Origin of the sequence: Paraburkholderia terrae (genome assembly GCF_002902925.1) — a bacterium.
Classification (GTDB): domain Bacteria; phylum Pseudomonadota; class Gammaproteobacteria; order Burkholderiales; family Burkholderiaceae; genus Paraburkholderia; species Paraburkholderia terrae.
On the sequence record NZ_CP026113.1, the window covers coordinates 1,206,451 to 1,227,825 of the forward strand.

The window sequence follows — 21,375 nt, forward strand, 5'->3', positions numbered from 1 at the left end:
ACTCCCTTTTCGCGCGGAGCGAGGTTATTTTCTATTAAATAAATTAATCGATAGCCCACAATACGTGGGGTGTCTCGACTCATACGATGGCAAGTATAGTGTATGCGTCGAGTAAGTGGTATATTTGACGCAACAAAACAGTGGTGTCGTTAAGAGTGCGTCGTTTTTACTGACTAGGGTCGTGGTGATGGTTCGCGCCTTGAAACGCGCTAGCTTGGCAACGTTCGACAGACGAACGCGACACACATTTCCACACGTTTCAACTCGAATTCCAGCACGCAAATGAGCATCGCAAATCGCCAGAACGAATCGAACATGATCCGCCTTCAACGGGCGCGTCGTGTTCTGCTGGGTCAAGTCAAAGTCTGCCAGGGCGCCATGGTGTCCTTGACGCTGCTCCTGCCTATTGCCAGCGCGTTGTGTGCGGCATTTTTCCCGAAGTTCCGGCCAGCGGTGGCCGTGGTAGCCTTGGCGTTGAGCGTTATCGACGTCTGTATGTTCGACCGCTGGGTTAAGCAGCGCTTGAAGGATGGCGCCAGAATGCAGGAGGAGTTTGACTGCTACGTGTTCCGGCTTCCATGGAACAAGGTTTTCTCCGGCTCCAAGGTTGATCCTGAAGATATCGGCAAGTACGCGCGTGTAGAGCTGGCTGAGAAAACCGAAGAAACTTTCCATGACTGGTACGCACCATCCGCCGACCGGCTGCCGCTCTTCGCGGGACGCGTGGCCTGTCAGCGTTCAAATGTACGCTTCGATGTTAGCCAGCGAAAGACCTATTGTTCTCTTCTTAAGGGAGCAGCGGTTTTCGTGATTATCGCGGTCGTGCTATCAGAACTCTACTTCGGCGTTGCTTTCAGCGACTGGGTGATGACTTCACTCGTTCCCGCTACGCCGATGGTTATCTGGTTGCTTCGTGAATACAACCGACAGGCTGACTCAATTGCTACGGTCGAGCGACTAAAGGGGGAAGCGGACAAACTTTGGGCCGACATGGTACGCGCGAGCGATGGTTCACCATTCGAGGCGAAATCCCGTGAACTGCAGGATGCGATATTTAACCACCGGGCATCGAGCCCGCTCGTTTTTGACTGGTTGTACTCCAGGCTGCGCGGTGGCCTTGAAGCGGACATGAAAGACGGCATGCAGGCGTGGGTGGATGAGTACGAGGCGGCCAAGGCTGCTCAGACCGCTTGAGCCTTCCGATGTGCGAGAACGCCACCTTAAGGGTCATTGCTCGACGTCAGGAATATGTACTCCGGGGAAAACGGGGAAGGGGCACATCTCTCCGCTGACCCAGGCCGGTGGTGGCGTATCCCAGTCCTGAAGCACGTGCTCACGCGTTCAAAATGGCGTTGCCAGGCAGCGGTGATTTCGTGCGACGATCGCGGCGATGGTTGCCAACGCAACTGATAAATCGTGTGACAAAAGTATGAACCTGTCCACGGGTGATCGGCATAGTGATTGCTGCTTCCATTCAGCCAGCATTAGTTGGGCGCAGGGGGAGCAATGACGACAAACGCCTACACGTCGTATCGTGGTTGTAGTGTCGAAGTCCATGTCACTACAGCAAAAGCTCGAGCGATCGGTGGGGTGTACCAACGCTATCGCGTCTCGTGGACTGTCTCGTTGCCCGAATTTCCGTATAACCGGGTTGCGAGTTTTCCTGAGCAGCTGGATTTCGTTACTAAGCAGGAAGCATTCAGGTACGGGCAGAGCAGAGCGCATACCTTCATCGATTCAGTTCTCTGCGCTCAGTCAGAGAGGCCGATGGCGGATCAGAGGTGACTCTGCCGTCGCTGGACAGGGCCACAGCAATATCCCGCCGGCGCAGTGGCGCCGCGTGTGGGCGTACTGCGCCACTCTTGGAGACTTCGCGCGTGCACGCTTCTACAGCCAGCAGCTACCGGATGCGCAGCCAATGGCCAGGCAAGGCCCTCTGATAGGACGCAGTGGTGGGCTCTCGGTGTCAGGCGCCGCATTGCTTCAATGTGTTTGGGACCATGTAAGGGGCCGCCATCAGCAGCGAGGTGAGGTGAGGCGCTGGTAGAATTATGTCGTTCCGAACACGTTGGCCGAGGCTGATATGCACTTCCCCGAGTTGATTGAAGGCGAACACTATGAGATTGCGACGTCGGCTAACGGTGATACGTTGTGGGAACGGCGACGACGGGTTGTGCTGGGCCCGCTTCAGCAAGCGTTGGGGCATCGACGTACATCGCAGCCAGGCAACGGGGCCAGCGGAGACGGAGTGCCTCTACTGCACACATAAGGAAGCAACTGAAGCAGACTGGCGACTGTTTCGAGCTGAATTGCTTAAGCACCATGGCGTCCAGATCGAGCCTGATGCAATCATCTTTCCGTAACGAACAACCTGCAAATTGCCCAGAGACCACACGATAGGGGCGTCGCTAAAATCGAATCAGAAAAACGATGAGCTTCTCTCTAGATCACCTGAGCAGTCTTGAATTCGAAGAATTCTGTGTCGATCTCCTCGTTGACGCAGGATTTTATAGCGTGTCCTGGCGCCGAGGAACGGGGCTCGCCTCGAGCCCAGCCGACCAAGGCAGAGACATAGAGTGCAAAAAATATTCTCGCGACGATTTGGACAACAGCGGCTATGAGGAGAAGTGGTTTGTCGAATGCAAGCATCACAAACAAGGCGTGCCTCCTGAAAAGCTGAATAGCGCGCTGACCTGGGCAAGTGCGGAGAGACCTGACCAATTGTTGATCATTGCGTCTAACTTCCTTTCAAACGCCGCGAAGAATTTCCTTGAATCGTATCAACTGCATAATGCGCCCCCTTTCAGGATAAGGGTCTGGGAGAAACCCGATCTTGAGCGAATAGTCGCGGGCAGAACGCGGTTAATCGCCAAGTATCGGCTTAACTTTCCGGTTCAGTCGACGTCGTTCGATGTAGTGAAGTGCAGCGACCCTTTGTATCTTAACGCTATCTCAAGGTCCATAAGCGACGCGCTGACGACCAGCTCGCGAATTCCACTGTCCAGCATCAAGTCTTTCGACGGAAGCGGACTGTACGCTATTCACTATCACGGGAGCGGGAAACTTTATGATAGCGTCGATTATGAACAGGACTCCTTGCTTGAAGGTCCTATTTATATCGGCAAGGCTGTCGGTGCTCGCGACGCGCTTCTTAACATCGGATCGGACTTTTACAGCACTGCGCTATACAGACGGCTGCAGGGTCATGTCCGCAGCATCGAGGAAGCTAGCAACCTCAATCTCGATGATTTCAGTTGCCAATATGTCGTTATGGCTGATGTTTGGGCGATGCTGGCAGAGCCTTACCTGCTTTCTGCGTTAAACCCTCTATGGAATACATCGATAACAGGGTTTGGCCTGCATGATCCTGGTGCCGGTCGCTATGGTGCCCGGAGAAGCGTTTGGGACACCCTGCACCCAGGACGAAGGTGGGCGGAGAAGTTGCGGCAGTAGGTGATGTACGACCGGGTGCGAACTGCAACGCGGAGTAGATTGGCACCAAATGCTCCTGCGCCCCGAGTCCCAGTTCGAGGGTCAGGCGGCTTGGCAGGACAGCGCGAGGATGCACTACGCTCCAGGCCGCACTTGGCACCGGAGCCGCTTCGCGACCCATCACGCGCGTTCAAGGCAGGCAACGATCGACGGAAGGTGGTAGCCCCGATCGCGATGACAGCAGGTGCTAGCTGATTCAGGTGGCCACGCACAACTTCGACTACGGCGACCCATGTCGATAACAACCTGGCTACCGCAAGCCGCCGCTGTCTCACCAACCGTCACGATTCCGATCGCGCGCGTCAGCCCACTAACTCAACGACCTTCAGAAAGCCGCTCGGCCGAATTATTCCGGGTTCGTTGGCGCGTCGGACGCTATTCGCTTTGCAAGCCTTTCGCTGTACTCGTCCTCCGCAAGCGGCGCCAGCAAATCTGCAACGCTGGACTTTAACGTCGTCGCGATGCTCTCAAGGTCGCTGATGCGAGGGTTGAATCCGAGCACCTCTATGCGATGGACATACTCCCGGAACCGACCAGACAACCCGGATAGCCGCTCCTGACTAAGTCCAAGCTCCCTGCGAATCCGGGCGATGTTTCCGGCAACCCTAACGAGCGAAATCTGCCCGGAGAAAGCCCGCTCGCCACTGACATTTCCCGCCACAAGATCCTGTACGTCCAGCTGCAGCGCTTGTGCCAGCATATCAAGGGTTGACAGGCGTGGAATCGTATCGGGCGGTTCGCCCGTAGCGGCAAGTTCGATCCTGATAATTGCGCGACGAGAGACGCCTGAGCGGGCAGACAGCGCGTCTTGGGAAAGGCTCAGCTCGGCTCTTTTTGCGCGCAGAGTCTGGCTCAACAGGGCAACGGTGGAAAGGCTCTCTTTTGTCATGTCGGCGCAAGCGTCGCCGACATGCGCCGAATTTGCTAGATAGCACTTGTGTCACCGCTATTTGTGACACCGCCAAAAAAGTCACAAAATGCGGTATGCTTCGGGATGTATGCCCGGGGCGAGGCGGCTGTTTGCTTTGCAAAGGCGGCCCTCCTTGACTGCATCGGCGGTCCGAATTGATAACGTTTTTGACGAAACGGGGCGTAGGCTGAATCCACGCCCGGCCGGTTGCGGCACTCTTTCCGAGAGCCAGATGTTGCAGATGGCGTTCCGATCGAGAGTCGGGGCGAAGCCGGCGGCGATTGACATGTACGTGCGAGCGGGCTCAGAGCTTTGCGTTACGGAGGGCGACTCATGCGAATACAGATTGCTTCGGATCTGCACCACGAAGCGGCGGGCCCTGGCGTCCTACGCGAACCGTTGCCGCTGGCGAGTGGTCCGGAGTTATTAATCCTGGCTGGCGATATCCACGCTGGAACGTCAGCGGTCGATCTGTATGGCAGCTATCCCGTTCCGGTCGTGTACGTGCACGGGAATCACGAGTTTTACAGCAACGCGTATCCAGACCTGCTTGCGTCGCTGAAGGAAAGCGCGTTAGGTACGTCGGTTCTCTTCCTGGATTGCGATGCCTGCACGGTCGGCGATATACGCATCCTGGGAGCATGCATGTGGACGGACTACACGTTACAGGAAGGAAGAACGGACAAGGCAATGGAGACGGCAAGGACAGCGCTGACTGATTACAAGGCAATTCGCCACGGTTCCGGGAAGCGAACGCTACAGCCGGAAGACATTGTGATGTACCACCGCGAGGCGGCGGAATGGCTCGAGCGACAGCTCGTCACACCGTTCTCCGGAAAGACCGTCGTTGTCACACACCACGCGCCCAGCATCAGGTCGCTTCCCGAGGTGGACCGGGACCATCCACTGGCGCCCGCGTATGCCGCAGATCTCGAGCGTCTGATCGCGATGGCTGACATATGGGTGCATGGAGATGTTCACACCTCTGCAGACTACTCGGTCGGAAAGTGTCGCGTGATCTGTAACCCTCGTGGCAGGCCTGGAAGAAACCGGAAAGACCCGGCCGTTCCATACGAGAACGCGGGGTTCAATCCGGCAATGATTGTCGACCTGTAAATGCAAGGCGAAGAAAGACGTATGACTGTGATGCACCAACCAGCCGGAGACGTACTCCTTGAATGCTGGTCGATTCGCGAGGCCGATAGCGGACATCGGCATTTTGTGGGCTGGAATGTCATCGACTTCGAGGGACGGGTCAGTACGCCCATTCACACTTTTGATCCAGCGACACGTACGGGTACTACCGAGAGTGGTAGCCGATATCGCTTGGTCGGGCGGGCGGGTATGCACAAGGATGCAGAGTATGTCTGGGGCGTTGCCGTGAAAATCTGGGACTACAAGTCATGGACAGACGTGACGCCCACCGTTGTCCCCGACTTCCGGAATCCGAATCCTCTTGCTGCCACGACTGCCGAAAATGTGAGCAACGCACGCGTACTCGAAGAGGACCTGTACGCTCAGCTCGCTGAAATACGGTACCACCTGGAGTATCGGTCAGCGATCGTCCGTTACCGCGTTGCCGCCTACGAACGCGACTGCAGTGATGCTATCGAATCGACGGAACTGCGGCTTGTCTCGGAAATCGTGGATGAAGCGACGGTCGACATTCCGACGCTCGAGCCGACAGACCCCATTCTTGAGTTCCTTGCCTGCGTTGGGACGATGCTTCGCCAACGAGGCGCGTTGGATCGGAACGGCGCGAAGGGCGTGCCCCCCGCATTTGTGACAGTCTTCATTGAAAGTCTTCCACCTGGCGCGATCACCGGCGAAACGGCGGCCTGGGTGGAATTGATGAACGATTCCAAAGGGTTACGCGCGCAGGTACACATTGAAGGTCGGCCCGTTATCGATCTGGGACCTCTCCAACCCCAGATTGAGGACGATCTCTGGCAGGCGGTTGCACGGTTTCTGCCAGATTTCGCAGGGGAGTTCGATGCGGACAGGAGCGGTGACGTATGAGCCACATCTGTTGGCGAGCGCAGGCTTTCCAAGGCAGATTTCTCGATTCCGGTTCCGCGCCTTACGTATCGACATTACACGGAACGTCAGCTAAGGCGTTGCAAGCCAAACCTCGCGAGTCAGAAGGTTACGAGATCCTGGCTGATGTCACGAGCGCGATTGAGCGGAATAACGAACACGGTCATCTTTCCGACAGGAAAGCAGTGGTAAAGCCGTTCATGACGGTGGTCGTTGAGCGATGGACGGCGACTGATGCCGCAGCAGGAGACGCTATGTCCGTTGCCCGCCTTCAGATGATCATCGACGGGCGTCTGGTGCATGGCAACGTGTGGATAAGAGACGTTGGATTTGTCGATCTCAATTCTTTGCCGTTCGTCGACATGGATGGGATATGGGAAACGGCTGCACGCATGTTGAAGGGACTCAGGGAACCAGATCGACATACGAGCGGTTGATTCAGAGCGCTGCGCCAGGTAGACCTCGAGGAGGCGACTAGCCGTCTATGCTCGACCCGGTATCTGGCAGACGGGTCTCGAAGCTTACACGTGGCGTAGCGGGATCGAAAGAGGAGGCAACATTGGCGACGCGAAAACAGAGCCGACGACACGTGAAAAGGCCACATACGAAGACGCTCGACCTCATCGCCAGTTCGTCGGAGGATGCAGTGCTCCTCCTTATGGCGCGCTTCATCCTCGACCAGGCGCCCAGACACGCCGTCGACCTGCTCATCAGTCCGAGCTGGGAGGTGGGGCGAATCGTCAAGGCGGCGCTTGCTGAGGCAGCCTTCCAGTACAAGACAGGTTTTTTGCAGTCGGACGCCGACACGCCGCCGAAAGCTGAAGGCGGAAGTACAGGAGGGTTGTCAAATTGAAGGTTCATGAGCGATGAGGCGTCTCGCCGAAGCCAATCCGGAAGCGGTGGTGCTGGTGTTCCGCCAGTACGCGGACAGTACGGACGGCGCCGAACTTAGGGAAGTTATCGTGCCGGAAAGGCCATGGACCCGCGAGACGGGCGACGACAGAAAGTCTACGTACGAGATCTTCTATCCGGATGAGCTCCAGCCGTCGAGAGGGGCTCGAGTGTTCGCGTCACCCGTACGCCCGTCGTTCTGCTCGGTGAGGAGTTGGGCAACTATCGGTACTGGACATGATGGCCGACGCTGCATGTACATTGGCGTCGAAGCAGTCGATTCAGCGCGCGGATGCGCGAAAACAGGGAGCGTTGTAACGTGAGCAGCACCATTGCTCTTGCAATTTACCACTCAGATACCGTCAAGGAATTCCTGCAAAGCCAGGGAATGGTCTTCGACGGAGGATTGCACGGCGAGACACTTTACGTGGAGGTGCGCGAGAAGCCCGTAGTCCTCGTTCAGCTTGAGGCGGCAGGCATCTTCGATCGTTCGAAAAGCACCAGATGGGACATGCTGAGTTTGACGTCGTCGGGAGTCACTCTTTACGTAATGCATCCCGACGCAGGTGACGGGTATGTGTTCGTTCCATTGAGCAACATCGTATCAATACACACAGTCAGTGAGTCATGGGCAAGGGATGTCAAGCAGCATCGCGTTGGCGAGCATCCAAAACCTCGCTAACGAATTTCACAATGCCAGTCCCCTTCGAGGGCATCGACCGGAGCCTTGCCCTCTGCATCGGCACAGCGGTTTCCTGGTGAGCGCCTTTGCTTTCATCTGAGCGAGGTCGCAAGTGTTCCACTCGTCAGTCGCGTTTTGCATGAAGCGGGACATACGAGAGAGTATTTTTCATTCTCATGTCAGATGTGCCAATCTCGGCGCCTCGAATAGCGGTCAACAAAAAGCGCGACCAGCAGTGATTTCTGGTCAATATGATTGATCGCATGAGATTTAATCCTATGCACCAGCTTGTAGGCCGATGCGGCGAATCGCTAGACTATCGTTCGAAATGCGTTAGCGAGCGGTGGACCAAAGCCGTTCGCTGCGAGATTGGACAATCAGTCGTCTGCTAACGCCAGCCGAAATCTTCACGCGGCCGGTCTTGCTGCCGCCTGATCAAGCGCGGCTATGATGTGAGTGGCGTCAATGAAATAGACTCGTCGGGCTTCGGCAATCCCGCGAACGGCCATGCCGACGAAGAAATAAACGCCGTCAAACATTGCAAACACGGGCCCCCCGCTGACGCCGTCTACGGTGACATCGAATTCGGCGCAGTCGACGGCTAGCAGTCCTGCGGGGGAATCATTTGCGAGATCGCCACGAATGACGAGACAATGCCGAGCCAGCTTACCTGTTTCATAGTCGACGCGTTCCTCGATGTTCGGATAGCCGACCACGAACACCTTCTGTCGCGGTCTCAGCGCGCTGGCAGGCTTCCAAAGATGGTCCAGGCGCCACGACCACCAGCCCGAATCCGAATCTGCGGCTGGCTCTCCTACTTCCCACATGAAGATGTCGCGTTCATCATCGATGTTCTTTTCTTCGCCCGCAGGCGTAAAGTGCCCAAGAAAAGGGACCGGGCCGTGACGATGCGGGACCATCAGGCGAGCATGATTCGGGTCCGCCTCCGACGCGATGATGCAGTGCCTGGCGGTGACGGCAAACTCGCGGTCTTTCCATCGCAACAGAAAAAATGTTCCGGTACCCCATGGAATACCTAGCTCGGCAAGAAACTGAACGGGATGGGCACCTGTTACTAGCGCATCGAACACCTCTCGCCTGGCCAATTCGTCTGCAAGAGGGGAATATGTCGCGAGCGACTTTGAATGCTCGTCTGGATCGATACCAAGCGTTTCTGGGGTGTTCGCCTTGAGCAGATTCACGATTCCGTACCTGCCGCCAAGATGCCCTCGGTCAATCGCCTCCACGTAAAGGGAGAACGCAACCATTGGATCCCCCGTCTGGAAATGATGCGCGAGTTCAAAGGCTGCTTGTGCGCTTCCTTTTTCATAGGCAGCATGCATTAAGGCAAACCACTGGTTTTGGTCACCATTTGCGTACACAGCTTCCGCGATAATCATCCAGGCGGCAGGATTCCCGGCTCGGTACGCCTCGTTCAGTTTCGCCTCGCGTTCCGGATCATTGTAGAGGGAATCCCGAAGGGGAGTCGTTTCAGGCGCGAAAATGGAAGCTTGTACGCGAGCATGCGCCTGACGAAGCTCCGCTGGAAGGGCCGCGAAGTCGCCGCTAAAACTAAAGTCAGGATTTTCTTCGGACATTGTTCTCAAATCTTGCATTGTCGTAGTGCTACTGCGCGCGCTTCGGTTGCCTCGCGGGGGCTGCCCAGGCGCAATCTTCCCGACGGACGGCGTGGCCATCTATGGGACAATTGGTTGCTGCGCATGCAGCGGCAGTTGCCTTGGTGTTCGGCGCGCTAGCATTATATTATTGCCGTGGTTCGCGAGTTCGGAACCAGGATCGGTTCTTTCAGTTCCTCTGTGATACCCGCTGTTTCAGATTACGAAGGCGCCCAAGCCCAGCGGACCGCAGACCCTGTGCGGCTTTCCTTCGGAGTCGGCGGTAAATCGGTCGTCTCCCTTGGCGCGGCGGTGTTGAGGCGGCCGTACAGACCCACACTAATTACCTCTAGAATGTTGAGTCCATGAAGGCAAAGATTGCAGACGGGGAAGCACGTGAGCGATTGATCATCTGGATCCGCCGGCGCATGGCGGAGTTCGGCATTACGCCGGACGCGCTCGCAGCGTCGATTCAACATGATCTGGATCACGCGCCTTTATACCGTGATGCTCGCGGCAATGAATGGAATGGGCTTGGGGATATGCCCGACTGGCTGCGAGCGGCGAAGCATGCAGGCGTCGACCCCGCCTTCTTCCGGATTGAACGGAGTTCAACACCTGAGCGGCAACGCCAGATGCCAGGTACCGATGTGCGGCAACTCGATCTTTTCAGCTAATCCGCTGAGCGAGCGCAGGCTTGGAGTGCGGAAGGCGCCATAGTGGCGGTGCTCGCGCCGCTCCCCTCAGCAGGGGCCACCATTTGGCCCGGCGAAGACAAACTGCATGAGCCAAATTTGCACACCTTCAAACTAACGGCTCGCGCTTTCAGTGCGGAGTAGATTGCAGAGACGTCGTCGGTGACCAGCAGGCAGAAAGGGTGTTCCCCTGTAGGCAGGACAAAAGACTGGTCGTGTCAAATCGTGTCAGTACGAAAAGCAGGAGCAGACCAAGCATCGCGGAAGAGGCCACGATCGCCCAGATAGGGCGATCCTTGAACCATAACGCGGCGTAATGACGAAGGAGCCGGATACCTATGAGAACAAGAAAGAACGCAACGGCGAAAAATATGAGGCGTGAATCCATGTCTGTTGAGTTTTCCGTTGGAGCAGTTTTTTTGCACCCCACCATCTGGGATCAAAACCTATACTACATCGAAAGCTGAAATTAGATTTCGTTCGTCATCTATAAAAGGCGGCCGGCTACCGAACATGGCCGCCGTGAATCCGGGAACCCGCCGAATGACCGTTTCGGCGGTCATCTCATCCCCCTGAAGAGCACGTGACCTCAGTCAGTGAGATTACCGTTCGGTCTCCCCGCATACGTTGGGAACGGCGTAGCGGGAGAGATGACTCAAGCCGTGGCCGTCACCTTATCGCTCTTTGCGTTGGCCACCGATGCGATGCGTGCGGTAGCCAGTTCCGAGAATATAAGCGCGAGTAAGACGATAGAGCTGGCGAGGTAGCCCAGGCTATGACTGCCGATAATAGGGATGGCCGCTGCGCCGATTGCGCCGGCGATGGAGACACCTACGTACGTAGCTGACGTGTTCAGGCCAACAAGGACGGCAGCCATCGGTGGGTTAAGGGAAACAAGACGGAACTGTTGCGGCACGAGAAGGCCCCATGCACAGCCTCCCCACACGAACACGGCGAGCGCAGCGCTCCACAGATGTTTGCCTGTCAAGGGCATGGTCACGATGACGGACATGATTGCGATGAGCATGCCGATCACCACCTTGCGAGAGCCAATCCTGTCCAGAACACGGCCCGTCATGAGGTTCGAAAACGTGCCCGCCACGCCCCACAAGACCAGGAGCCCACCCAACAGGCCAGGGTTGCCGCCAGTAGCACGGTCAAACACCACCGCGAAGTAGTTATAGATGATGAAGGTGCCGATCTGGGCGAGCACTGTCGTCAGCAGAATCAGCCCGACGCGTGAGTCAGCCAGTGGCGCAAGGCGCTTGGCCAAGGACACCGCCGGCGGCAACGCAACTTCAGGCAACAGCGTCCAGAGACCTACGAAGCCCGCAGCACCGAGAGCGGAAACAAAGCCCATTGTCCAGCGCCAGTCAGTGAGCCCACCGATCACGGCGCCAATCGGGGTGCCCAGCGCGGTAGCCGTCGTCAAACCGGCCACGATGATGGACAGGGCAAAACCTCGACGCTCGGGCGCGACGAGCGTGGTGCCAGTACCGCTGGCGGTAGGCGAAAACATTGCGGCGCCCACGCCGGCGAGTGCGCGCGTAGCCAGTGCGATTGTGAAGTTCGGCGCAAACGCAGTTCCGAGGTTCGCGACAATAAACAAGCCCATCCCGCCAAGCAGCAGCTTCTTACGGGAAATGCTCGATGCGAGGGCGGCGATGGTGGGCGCGAGCAGCGCGAACGTGATCGCATACACAGTGATCATTTGGCCGGCAGCGCCGATACTCACGTGAAAGGTCTTCGCAAGCTGTGGCAAGATGCCCGCGAAAACGAAGCTGTCGGTGCCAAGCGCGAACATGCCGAGCGCGAGTGTTAGAAGACGGCGGTCCATAGTTTCCTCTGAAGGGGTGTTGTCTTCAAAAAGTAGTGTGACGAAACTATAGGCACGGAGGTTGTCTCGTACTACATCTTGAGCGCGGGAAACACTTACCCAGAATCCGGTGAAGTTGCCTGACGAGACTGTGATATAAATCGCAGCATGTACAGAAAACGCTTCGACGAAATGAACTGCTCCATCGCCCGAGCCCTCGATGAGGTCGGCGAGTGGTGGACGCTGCTGATCGTGCGAGAAATCTCGCAAGGCTCGACACGCTTTGACGAGTTCCAGAAAGAGTTGGGAATTGCTCGGAACGTGTTGACAGCACGTCTGGAGCGCTTGATCGAACTAGATATCATCGAGCGATATCCGCTGGCGGAACGGGCGAACACGTACGGGTATCGGTTGACGGAAAAAGGTATGGAACTTTTTCCCGTGCTGATCTCCCTCATGCACTGGGGAGATCGCTGGTTGGCACCGAACGGCAAGCACCCGGTGACCCTCGTAGACACCGCGAGCGGAGAGCCGGTTAAACCGATGGCCGTTCAGGATAAGAAGGGGCGGACATTGTGCGTCAGCGATGTGCGATTCGTGCCCGGACCCGGCGCAACAAAGACTACTCGTGCAGTTATCGATAACCGTAATCAACGTGTGCTCGGTGATTGAGTAACTACCGGACGGTTAGAGCGCCGCGCGAACATCAGCAAATTAGAGGTCGACGGCGTCCTCTTATCCTCTATGCGTTCTGACGCTCGCTCGATTCCTCCTCGAAAGACACGCGTTGTAAGGTTCTCAAGCGCTTCCTCAATGCTCCACCAGGGGATCCGGCCAGTAGCCGCGTCTGCCACGACGACGTAAGGACCTTTAGAGGTTTACGCTAATCGCAAGTTCGATGCACAAATACGAAAGTCAGGGCATACTCCCTTCTGGATTATAAACATGTTCCAGATGGGGGCGCATGGAGCCGATGGCTGGTGGTGTGGTACACACCTATACACCGTATGAAGCGGGCAAAAAGCTCGGGTATGACATCGAGGAAAGAGCTTGCCTCGCTCGTTACGACCGCGCGCAGCGCGAGTTCGTCACATTCTTCAACAAACATTCGAAGCAAACCCGGATGTCGTTGTGCGACACGATCTTCGGAGAGGTTGGAAGCCTGGATCTGTACTACTGCCTGATGCTTCGCGCCGGTACGCATTACATGGGGATCGACCTGCAAGTGGAATGAGTGATGGATGAGGGTTTGGGGATAGACTGCGACTACACACGTATTGGCGAACACATCGCGCGCTGCGTAGAATGGGCGTTCACGGCGAATGGCCACGATGTGGAAATGAAAGCAGCGGCGATCGGAACGGCCGAACTGATAAGAACAATTGCGAGAGCGAAGAAGCTCGAAGCCGCGTTCTGCACGACCGAGCGAGTGTGCGTAACCGAGACACAAGGCTGCACAGTGTAACGAAAAAAGCTCCTGATAACATCGAAGGTCTGTGTGGTTCGCGCTCGTTTTGCCACTGAACTGCCGACCAAAGTTGACGGGGAGCTTAAAAAAAATCTCACCCGCGTACGGGGCCACGTAGCGACAACGAGAGCCGCGCTATCTGAAAAATTCTTCGAATATAACGATATGAACGAAGCGACGCTGCAGCAGCAGGTTGTAGAGGCGATGCACAATGTCTGCGGCGCTGAAAATCACAAGATGCGCATTGGCATGCCTGCCTCACGTAGCCAGAACGCGGCGGACGCCAAGGGACAGCCGTACGATGTTGGCGTTCTGTTCGGTGAGTGCAATCTGGTCGGGCTTGAGTTCAAACATCTGGCGAACGGGCGGTTCAGCTCCTGGGATCCAGACCAGCACGCTGCCTATGTGGCGCTAACGACGAACGATGCATTGAACCTTCCACTGTTCTATGTGTACAACGCCGTGGGTGTCGAAATGCTTGCTGATTTTTACACGGAAAGACTGTTCGTTCCCCTGCTTGAGCAGACAAACATCGCAGCACCAGAGACTCTCCAGAATGCTGAACCGTACCTCGACGACCATGACGATGTCTATCAATGGTTGTTAAGCCTGCTTCGAAACTCTGGACAGGCTGCGGTGAAAGGGTGGCCGGCTGCCCTCGCAATCGACGACGCGCTTCTTGCTACATTCAAAAAATCCTTTCCTGACGTTATCTGGCTTTTGATTTCCGCCCAACCAGGATTGCGAGAAAGTTGGGCGTTGACACATACCGAACTTCTGTCGCTTGTCGAAGACATGCGTCATGTCTGGCGGAGCGCGCACCTCAGGTCTGCGCAGAGCACGGCGGCGTTGTCGGCGGCATTCGTTGATTCGGTTAAGGAAATTGCGCGACGCGCGGACGCGACTGCTGACGACGCGCAAAACCAGCAGGAAAACGATGAATCGATGGATGACAGGCCTCAACATAAACCGGGCGGCCCGATCTAGGAAACAGGCATCGAATCATTCAGGGAATCTGCGTACAGCGTCAATCCGCGTTCGAACAAAAGGTCCGGGCTATCTTCTGACGACGCGATATCTCCAGTTCGGCATTCTGGGGCCGTTCGAAGGCACGTACGAAAACTGCCACGGCATCGTCAAGGAAAGACGCCGATCGGAATGCACGGATTTTGGACATGGCGTCGATAGCTATTCCGATATTTGTGCCCGGGTCCTGCAATTGAGCAACCGTATAGCCTTTACCCGCACCGCCTGTTCTGTTCAACTGGAACAGGCCGACACTGTCCTCTGGAGGATGCGAGCGAGCAGTCGTCTGGAGGTCTGACTCTGCGACCGCATTTGCCAGCGCAGCTACCTGTTGAATGACGCCAAAGCCGGCGTTAGCGAAAGCGTCAATTATTGTCTGCGCCACTAGCTGTTTTGGTGGTGGCAACGAACTCAGGTCCACGGCTGGATCTCTTTCTCGCTGCGATTGTGCAAACGGAGGGACAGTAGAACCAGGTGGCACGCTGTCGAGAATCTCAAGTTCGCCGCCGTGCCACGCGCTGTTTTGTAGAATCGCCGAAATGGGCGTGACCACTGTTATGCCTGTGTCCTCAGATCCTGCCACAACCATGCCGAGGACGCGATTTTGCGCATCGACTGCTACCGCTCCGCTGTCTCCGGGATGACTGATGCCTGGGCTACAGAGAATCTGTCCTCGGTACGTGATTGCGGCGCTCCAGTCAGGTCCGTGCGCAAGGATGGGAACATCCTGCAAGACACTGTCAATCGTCATTTGACGGGGACTAGACGTGGAGGAGAATATCCTGACTGCGTCTCCCACCTGTGGTTGTAAAGACGCTTGGATAGACGGTAGCCCTATGCCGAGTATGTCCGCACTAACACACGCTGGGTCGACCCATATCAGTGCCGCATCTACTGTCACATCGCCGTCCAGTGCAGTCCACGTGAGCAACACACCAAGCGGGGTTTGAGGAAACTGAAGGGCAGATATCAGATCGCCCTGCCGGGCAGTGGTTGAGAGAACGGTGTGTCCGGCGGTCAGCAGCAAAACCTGATTTGGGGTGTCCTTGAAACGTACGAGGCAGCCCGATGCTCCCGGGGGAGCACTTCCGCAGCAAATACTAGCGCCACATCGGATCGGTTCCATGCTATTGATACTGGTCGTTTTAAAGGGCAAAGCATTGGAACAACAATGGCGCTAACCACCTCCCATGTGACGGTTTGGCGGCGGCGCGGGTATGGGTACCGGTTGGCCTGCAGGGGGAACTCGAGTGGCACCCATTTGTTGACGTGGCGACTGAGTGGCAGATGCTGCGGCCTTGGAGTGAACGTTTATTTGAATCAGAGGCGATGATTTGTTTGTGCGATCGATCACCTTGAGGTTATAAGTATGGTCCTTGGCGTCCGGATGAGCCGACAACTTGAGAATGTCGGGGTCGATGTTCACGTCAATGTCCTGCGGGATATCGCCGATCCAGACTGGCCGATAAAGCGAGTCTCCCGGGAGACTCAATGCGACTGATGTTCCTGCGCGCAGGTTGATAGGACCGGACGGTTGGATGCTTATCGGGGCATCTGCCGCGAACTGAGCCTTGCACTGTCCAATGGCCGTCGCGGGTGTCGTGTCGAGAGTGGTCGGAATTACTGCGAGCACTTTTCGAAGTTCCTTTTCGTGCGTAGCGAAACTTTCCTCCAAAGGATCGTTTGCCGCTTCTGTGCGGAACAGGGGAGTCTCGCCCGTTTGTGTGCGGGCCGAGTTGACCTGTGCAGACAGTCGAATGCTCGACGCGTTAATTGAGCTAAATATAGAACTGGCTTGATACACTGCATCAATGCTCGGAGATTTTGAAAGCACCTCCTGGTTTACAGCATTGACCGTATTGTCAATGCCCATAACCATCTTTTCGGGAATGTTCGCAGCGTTAAGAAAGCTATCGATCTCAGTCCGCACCTGTTCTGCTGAAGCGACATTCGTGATGGCCAGATCGACGTCCGCCTTATACTTGCCTTGAACCCCAGCTTCCATTACATCGAGCCTCAGATTGGAGATAGCTGTCGTAAGGTCTCTTCGATGTGAGACAAGTTCATCAGCGATAGGCGTCATGGTTCTATATGCGGCTGAACCAGCGAGGTCAATACACTGCAGATTAGAAAGTCCCGCGCTGTAGATCGCCGAAAGCGTGTGGGGCGCAGCTAACTGATTCGCGGCATAGCTCGATGCTCCGACAGAAAGAAAGCCGAGGATCAGGTTCGCGCTGCTTTGAAACACTGCGCCGATGGCCGCACCCGCTGCACCGATTCCAGCACCTGCTTTCGTCAGGTTATCGAAGTTTTCGACCCGAGACATGGCATTTTGCAAGCCGTCGCGTGCGGTGTTAAGGTGATCTATTGCCTGTGCGTAAGTCAGGCCGTTCTCGCGCTGGGTCCCGCTGAAAGCTGGCGGCGGTTGAACGGTTGCCGTGCACGCGCTCAGGAGAAGCGCAGACGCCGCGACCATAACGATTCGGTGTTCTTCGACAGATTGTGAGAGCGCGTAGGCTAGCCGACAAATGCCAGTTAACATAGTGACTCTCCCGAGTACACATTGATCTGTGCGGGCGATCTGCCCGCAGTATCTCCGGATTTCTCGCAGGCGGATAACGGGACCTGTTTTCCGATAGTCCTTGTAACCCCGAATTATCGAGCACGCAGAAAATACTCGGTGGGCGTTTTACCTTGTCCACTAGCGAAACGTTCGTGAGGTGCGTCGACATCGCGCTGGTTGTCTGCAATCGTCATCTTGTCGGGACCAGAAGTCGTGATAACGAGGTAAACATGGTCCGATCCCGGCGGTGATGTATTGTCGAAACACACACCGACATCACCGGGGATCTGGTCTCCGACAGCAATTTTTGACCAGCCTCGATCCGATAGGATGTGCGCAAGCTTGCCCGCGCCCCACGTCATAGGGACATCGATTCCCGACTGTTGCAGCAGCGCGCTGAGATGCGCGGCGCACCCGTTGGTGGGATAGCCAGGGAGTGACGCAGCCGCCGTCTCGCGAGCCTCTTTGAGGCCATCGGCGGAACTGCCTTGCCGTATGAGTTCCGGGACGTGCATCGCATCTGCAATAGGATGCGCTGGGGAGGCGGTCGTCAGGGGAGCCGCTGCGCTCACCGATGGAGGGTTGGGCGCTTTGTCTGTGAGGTACGCGTTGCTTACAAAGCCGTCCGCTGCTCCGTCACCTTGTAAATCAATCGAAGTCCAGGAACCAACCGATTTCAACGGATGAACAGGCGTACCGAAAGCCAAGAGCCGGGAGACGTTAAACTCGACTCCAGGACCCGTTCGCAGATGCAGTCCACCACGCGCGTTCACGAACATCTGCATTGGGGCGGCAGATGGCGCCACAGGAGCCGAGATAGGCTTCGGTGCGGGTTGTTCCGACGGGAGCACAAAATCACCGATACCTCCGTCGTTGCTCGCAGTGTTGGGGTCGCACGCAACGCCCGCGATCCCGTCCTTAATTGGCATGCCCTGGTTGAGCGCCCAACGACGAGAGTCCAGGAACGACTGATGTCCCGCCCAACCGGTGGACTGAGCCAGCCATGCAAAGCTGGCCAACCCTGCATGGAGGATAGCATCACACGTTCGTCCACTTCCGTAGACGCCTACGAGATAGCGCGGCAGATCCGACTGGGCCGCGAAGGCATCTGCAATGCCCTGAAAATACGGAATAATCCGAGTCCGGATTTCATCCAGCGACGCATCGAAGTCGATACCAAAATAGATTGCCGTGCCGCCTGGCTGACCGATCTCGTTGGCACCATACTGGCGAGAATACAGAGCGTCCGCCACTCCGCAGGATCGGTCGAAATTGGTTGCCTGATTTCCCCGCCGACCTTCATGGACAATTCCGAGGCGTAATCCGGAGGCGCAAAACTGATTAGCCTCAACGCGTGTCACTCGCTTTGAAGGTCGTGTCGTGTCGCGGGAATAGTAGCGGATGATGGTTTTTACGCCGGCGGCAGCCAGCGCGGAAGCACGATTGCCGCAAGTGCTCGACACATCAATGATGCTTGCCATGATGGCCCTCTCTCTCGTGCGTGCGATCCGATCGTGGGATCGAGCGAATTCTTATTCCGTCGCTTAAATGCAGCGATTGCTTTCGTCGCAGCGCTGCTCGAAAGCCTTCGAAATGCATACGACACTAGGTGTGAGATTAGAGGCGGTATGTTCGGTGGCGCACACAACCAATGGGTAATGGCATAGGTACATGACCGAAGCAGTTTTGCCTCATTCTATGACCTATGGTGATTATTCTGAGAGAGCGATTTCCGGCGAAGGGTAGTTGAACCCTCGAGGAGAATCACGATGGACGATAAAGAGAAGTCTCCGCCGGAATCTAGTCGCGGAGTAGTAATTAAATGTGTAAGTTGGTGCGAAGAGAATTTGCCCTTCATAGTGCTTGTCACCCTTGTGGTGTTTATCGTCGTTTCATCGATGTCTGCGTACCACCTCGCAGTCATTTCAGAAGATCACGGGGAACGAGACGGCCCGTACACCATCTTGCCGTTTGTTGTATTCGTTGCGCTTTCGCTTGCCTACTCAGCGTGGTTCATCTCGTGTTTTACGGGCGATCCGTCTCCCGACAAGGATCGGCAGAGCTTTCGCTTCGCGTATGCCTTTACTATCACGGCATTTGTGGTGCTGATGATTCCCGTTGCGAATCCATGGCAACCTGATGTCGTTGGCCCCATCAGCCTCGTGCGTGGATGTGTTTTGTCTCCGGCTGGCGACGAATCGTCAGTCCCTGGCGCGATCAGATGCGTGAGGAGTGAGGCAGGATACCTGCCGCCCGAGGTCCAATCGAATTACTTGCGTCCTTCGTCTTCGTCAACCGGAACGCAAGGACCTGGTGCCGGAAGCGATCGCCCGGCGAGCGATGTGGCTGCTAGCGCCGCCGCAGCCAGCGATGGCATGGGCAGCGAGGCGAGCGCATCGCAGGGGAAAACTGGACCGTCCATACGCAGCTATGCAGCATGCGATAAAAGAAGATCGGCGCGAGGACCCTGCATCGAAGGATTTTCTTACCCGTGGCTCGTCACTCTCGGTGGATTCAACGGTGTAGTTATCCGGGAAAACCGGCTCCTTGGCGAGGATACTGAGACTTCGGGGAAGAAAATTCCGGATGGAGCAACAGAGCCGGACGCTTCTGCACCGCAAGTCGCGTCCTCATCTGCTTCGGCAGCGAAAGCAAATGAGGCAAGGTGGTTCGCGACGCGTGGAAGCATTGTCCAAGGCGGGTTCGTTGTCCCATTCTACGTGGTCCTGCTTGCCCTGGTTGGCGGTGCAGTGAGCCTCGCGAGAAGGATTCCGGAATATCAGAAGCGTTCTGCTGTCGGCTATGTGCCGACGCAAAAACAGTCGATACTCACCTCCATCCAGGTCAGGGAAGTGGTGGTGTTTCAGATTATGCAGCTCGTTTCGGCGCCGTTTATAGCCGTGGTAGCGTTTTATGCGATCGCGCCAAATACAATGAGTTCGGCAATCGGTCTTGCATTTCTTTCCGGTTTCTCCTCCGAATTGATCCTGCTACAAATTCGAGGCGTCATAGAGGGATTGCAGCCCCATTCTACTTCGTCAGGTAACCCAGCTAACAAGCCTGATCCTTCCGCGTCGGACGGCAGCAGCAATGCTCCCGTTCCACCAGAGGGTCTATCGCAGACAAAAACCGAACAGACGATGGGTGATGGGTCGGGCAGCGATGCGCCGTCGACCGCTGGGTTTACTGTATCGGGAATAGTTGTCGGTGCAGCGGGTGAGCCGGTCGGCGGGGCAACAATCTCACTGGTAAACAGCAAAGCAACGGCGACGACTGGGGTGGACGGACGCTTCTCCCTCGAAAGCGTCCCTTCGGGTGATGACCATATGTCGATAAGCAAAGGCGAGTTGCAGGCATCTCAAGACATAACGGTGAGTGACTCCCCGGTAGATGTGGGGGAAATACATTTGGGCGCCGGAGGTGCCGGTTAAAAACCCTTTATTCTTCTTGTGCAAAAGAGAATTTAAAAAATTTGTGTTTCTTCCAGTCATTGCGAAACCAGTGTAATTCTAACCAGATGGGACACATATCATGGACTATTTCGATCGAACGATCCTGCCAAAAAAAAGTGAAATGAATCCAGGAGTCAGCTCTCCGAAGAACACGTTCATGAAGGAGATACTCGGTGAACCGGTGGTCGGTGGAAAATATGATCCGAATGGTCACGGCACGCCAATCAACAACCCGGTGTTCAAGGAACAAACAGCGACATTGGACGTTGGACCATTCAAGGCAACAGGCCTGAAGGTGGCTTTGGCTTCATTGATCAAGGTGATGACTGCAGTACAGCATTCTCAGCCCGAGTTATATAAGATCCTTCGTTCAGATGGAATGCTGGTGGCTCGATTCACCAAGATTCGGCAACCCGACGGCTCGCTCAAGATCGGACCAGGTATTTCGAACCATTCATGGGGCACGGCAATCGACATCAAACTGCTGGAGGTTACTGATCGACAAGGCGACGGAAAGGTGCTGAGAGGTCTCCTGGCTCTTTCCCCATTCTTTAGCCAGTTTGGTTGGTATTGGGGGGCTGAGTTTCCCGTAGAGGACTCAATGCACTTTGAAGTTTCTCAGGAGCAACTGGCGAAATGGAACAGCGCCGGGTTATTAAAAAAGTGACGGAAAATTGATCTTGAGAGCGCTTTGACACGCGAAACAGGTTGAAGAATTGCACCGAAT

Annotated in this window: 19 protein-coding genes; 13 read left to right on the forward strand and 6 right to left on the reverse strand. The window is 56.0% G+C overall.

Translation table 11 applies throughout. The features are described from left to right. Positions 1-282: 282 nt before the first annotated feature. Together C2L65_RS35210 and C2L65_RS35220 are read left to right on the forward strand one after the other, a co-directional pair. Positions 283-1,194, forward strand: coding sequence for an S-4TM family putative pore-forming effector (locus C2L65_RS35210; protein WP_042309761.1), 912 nt, complete (start codon positions 283-285; stop codon positions 1,192-1,194). A 1,236-nt stretch (positions 1,195-2,430) separates the two neighbouring features. After that, the gene (locus C2L65_RS35220) at positions 2,431-3,453 is read left to right on the forward strand and encodes an Eco29kI family restriction endonuclease (protein WP_052426918.1); all 1,023 of its coding nucleotides are present in this window, start codon (positions 2,431-2,433) and stop codon (positions 3,451-3,453) included. Between the two features lie 385 nt (positions 3,454-3,838). Here the strand turns inward: C2L65_RS35220 and C2L65_RS35225 are convergent, their stop codons facing one another. Continuing rightward, positions 3,839-4,381: a helix-turn-helix domain-containing protein gene (locus C2L65_RS35225; RefSeq protein WP_042309759.1), complete on the reverse strand. Its 543-nt coding sequence runs from the start codon at positions 4,379-4,381 to the stop codon at positions 3,839-3,841. Positions 4,382-4,735: 354 nt separating this feature from the next. Between C2L65_RS35225 and C2L65_RS35230 the strand changes: the two genes are divergently transcribed. The 5 genes from C2L65_RS35230 to C2L65_RS35255 all read left to right on the forward strand — a co-directional run bounded on the left by C2L65_RS35230 (position 4,736) and on the right by C2L65_RS35255 (position 8,012). Continuing rightward, positions 4,736-5,518, forward strand: coding sequence for a metallophosphoesterase (locus tag C2L65_RS35230; RefSeq protein ID WP_042309757.1), 783 nt, complete (start codon positions 4,736-4,738; stop codon positions 5,516-5,518). 228 nt (positions 5,519-5,746) lie between these two features. Next, complete coding sequence (locus tag C2L65_RS46440; protein WP_208647232.1) at positions 5,747-6,421, forward strand: hypothetical protein; 675 nt, start codon at positions 5,747-5,749, stop codon at positions 6,419-6,421. After that, positions 6,418-6,876, forward strand: a complete 459-nt coding sequence (locus tag C2L65_RS35240; RefSeq protein ID WP_042309755.1) for a hypothetical protein — start codon at positions 6,418-6,420, stop codon at positions 6,874-6,876. The genes C2L65_RS46440 and C2L65_RS35240 overlap by 4 nt, the downstream gene beginning before the upstream one ends. Before the next feature lie 122 nt (positions 6,877-6,998). Then, on the forward strand, positions 6,999-7,292 hold the full coding sequence (locus C2L65_RS35245) for a hypothetical protein (RefSeq protein WP_156132328.1): 294 nt from the start codon (positions 6,999-7,001) through the stop codon (positions 7,290-7,292). A gap of 357 nt (positions 7,293-7,649) precedes the next feature. Continuing rightward, on the forward strand, positions 7,650-8,012 hold the full coding sequence (locus C2L65_RS35255) for a hypothetical protein (protein WP_042309749.1): 363 nt from the start codon (positions 7,650-7,652) through the stop codon (positions 8,010-8,012). A 407-nt stretch (positions 8,013-8,419) separates the two neighbouring features. On the opposite strand, the gene C2L65_RS35260 is transcribed toward C2L65_RS35255, so the two are convergent. Further along, positions 8,420-9,610: a hypothetical protein gene (locus tag C2L65_RS35260; RefSeq protein WP_042309747.1), complete on the reverse strand. Its 1,191-nt coding sequence runs from the start codon at positions 9,608-9,610 to the stop codon at positions 8,420-8,422. Between the two features lie 383 nt (positions 9,611-9,993). On the opposite strand from C2L65_RS35260, the gene C2L65_RS35265 reads away from it, so the two are divergent. Then, positions 9,994-10,305 (forward strand): H-NS family nucleoid-associated regulatory protein, encoded by a 312-nt coding sequence (locus C2L65_RS35265; protein ID WP_042309745.1) that lies wholly within the window; start codon positions 9,994-9,996, stop codon positions 10,303-10,305. Positions 10,306-10,978: 673 nt separating this feature from the next. On the opposite strand, the gene C2L65_RS35275 is transcribed toward C2L65_RS35265, so the two are convergent. Then, complete coding sequence (locus C2L65_RS35275) at positions 10,979-12,160, reverse strand: MFS transporter (protein WP_042309741.1); 1,182 nt, start codon at positions 12,158-12,160, stop codon at positions 10,979-10,981. Between the two features lie 147 nt (positions 12,161-12,307). Between C2L65_RS35275 and C2L65_RS35280 the strand changes: the two genes are divergently transcribed. The 3 genes from C2L65_RS35280 to C2L65_RS35295 all read left to right on the forward strand — a co-directional run bounded on the left by C2L65_RS35280 (position 12,308) and on the right by C2L65_RS35295 (position 14,594). Further along, the gene (locus C2L65_RS35280) at positions 12,308-12,811 is read left to right on the forward strand and encodes a winged helix-turn-helix transcriptional regulator (protein WP_042309739.1); all 504 of its coding nucleotides are present in this window, start codon (positions 12,308-12,310) and stop codon (positions 12,809-12,811) included. 292 nt (positions 12,812-13,103) lie between these two features. Next, positions 13,104-13,373 (forward strand): hypothetical protein, encoded by a 270-nt coding sequence (locus C2L65_RS35285; protein ID WP_042309738.1) that lies wholly within the window; start codon positions 13,104-13,106, stop codon positions 13,371-13,373. Positions 13,374-13,637: 264 nt separating this feature from the next. Further along, positions 13,638-14,594 carry a hypothetical protein gene (locus C2L65_RS35295; protein ID WP_156132327.1) on the forward strand — a complete coding sequence of 319 codons (957 nt, stop codon included), beginning with the start codon at positions 13,638-13,640 and terminating at the stop codon, positions 14,592-14,594. Between the two features lie 40 nt (positions 14,595-14,634). Here C2L65_RS35295 and C2L65_RS45770 read toward each other — a convergent pair whose 3' ends face one another. From C2L65_RS45770 to C2L65_RS35310, 3 genes are all read right to left on the reverse strand, one after another. After that, positions 14,635-15,186, reverse strand: a complete 552-nt coding sequence (locus C2L65_RS45770) for a phage tail tip lysozyme (protein ID WP_156132326.1) — start codon at positions 15,184-15,186, stop codon at positions 14,635-14,637. Between the two features lie 624 nt (positions 15,187-15,810). Further along, positions 15,811-17,175, reverse strand: a complete 1,365-nt coding sequence (locus tag C2L65_RS35305) for a hypothetical protein (RefSeq protein ID WP_156132325.1) — start codon at positions 17,173-17,175, stop codon at positions 15,811-15,813. Positions 17,176-17,288: 113 nt separating this feature from the next. Then, positions 17,289-18,677: a glycoside hydrolase domain-containing protein gene (locus tag C2L65_RS35310; protein ID WP_081921097.1), complete on the reverse strand. Its 1,389-nt coding sequence runs from the start codon at positions 18,675-18,677 to the stop codon at positions 17,289-17,291. A gap of 288 nt (positions 18,678-18,965) precedes the next feature. Between C2L65_RS35310 and C2L65_RS45775 the strand changes: the two genes are divergently transcribed. Beyond that, entirely contained in the window at positions 18,966-20,627 is a 1,662-nt protein-coding gene (locus C2L65_RS45775; protein ID WP_081921095.1) for a carboxypeptidase-like regulatory domain-containing protein, read from the forward strand. A gap of 100 nt (positions 20,628-20,727) precedes the next feature. Next, complete coding sequence (locus C2L65_RS35320; protein ID WP_042309726.1) at positions 20,728-21,315, forward strand: M15 family metallopeptidase; 588 nt, start codon at positions 20,728-20,730, stop codon at positions 21,313-21,315. Positions 21,316-21,375: the final 60 nt, after the last annotated feature.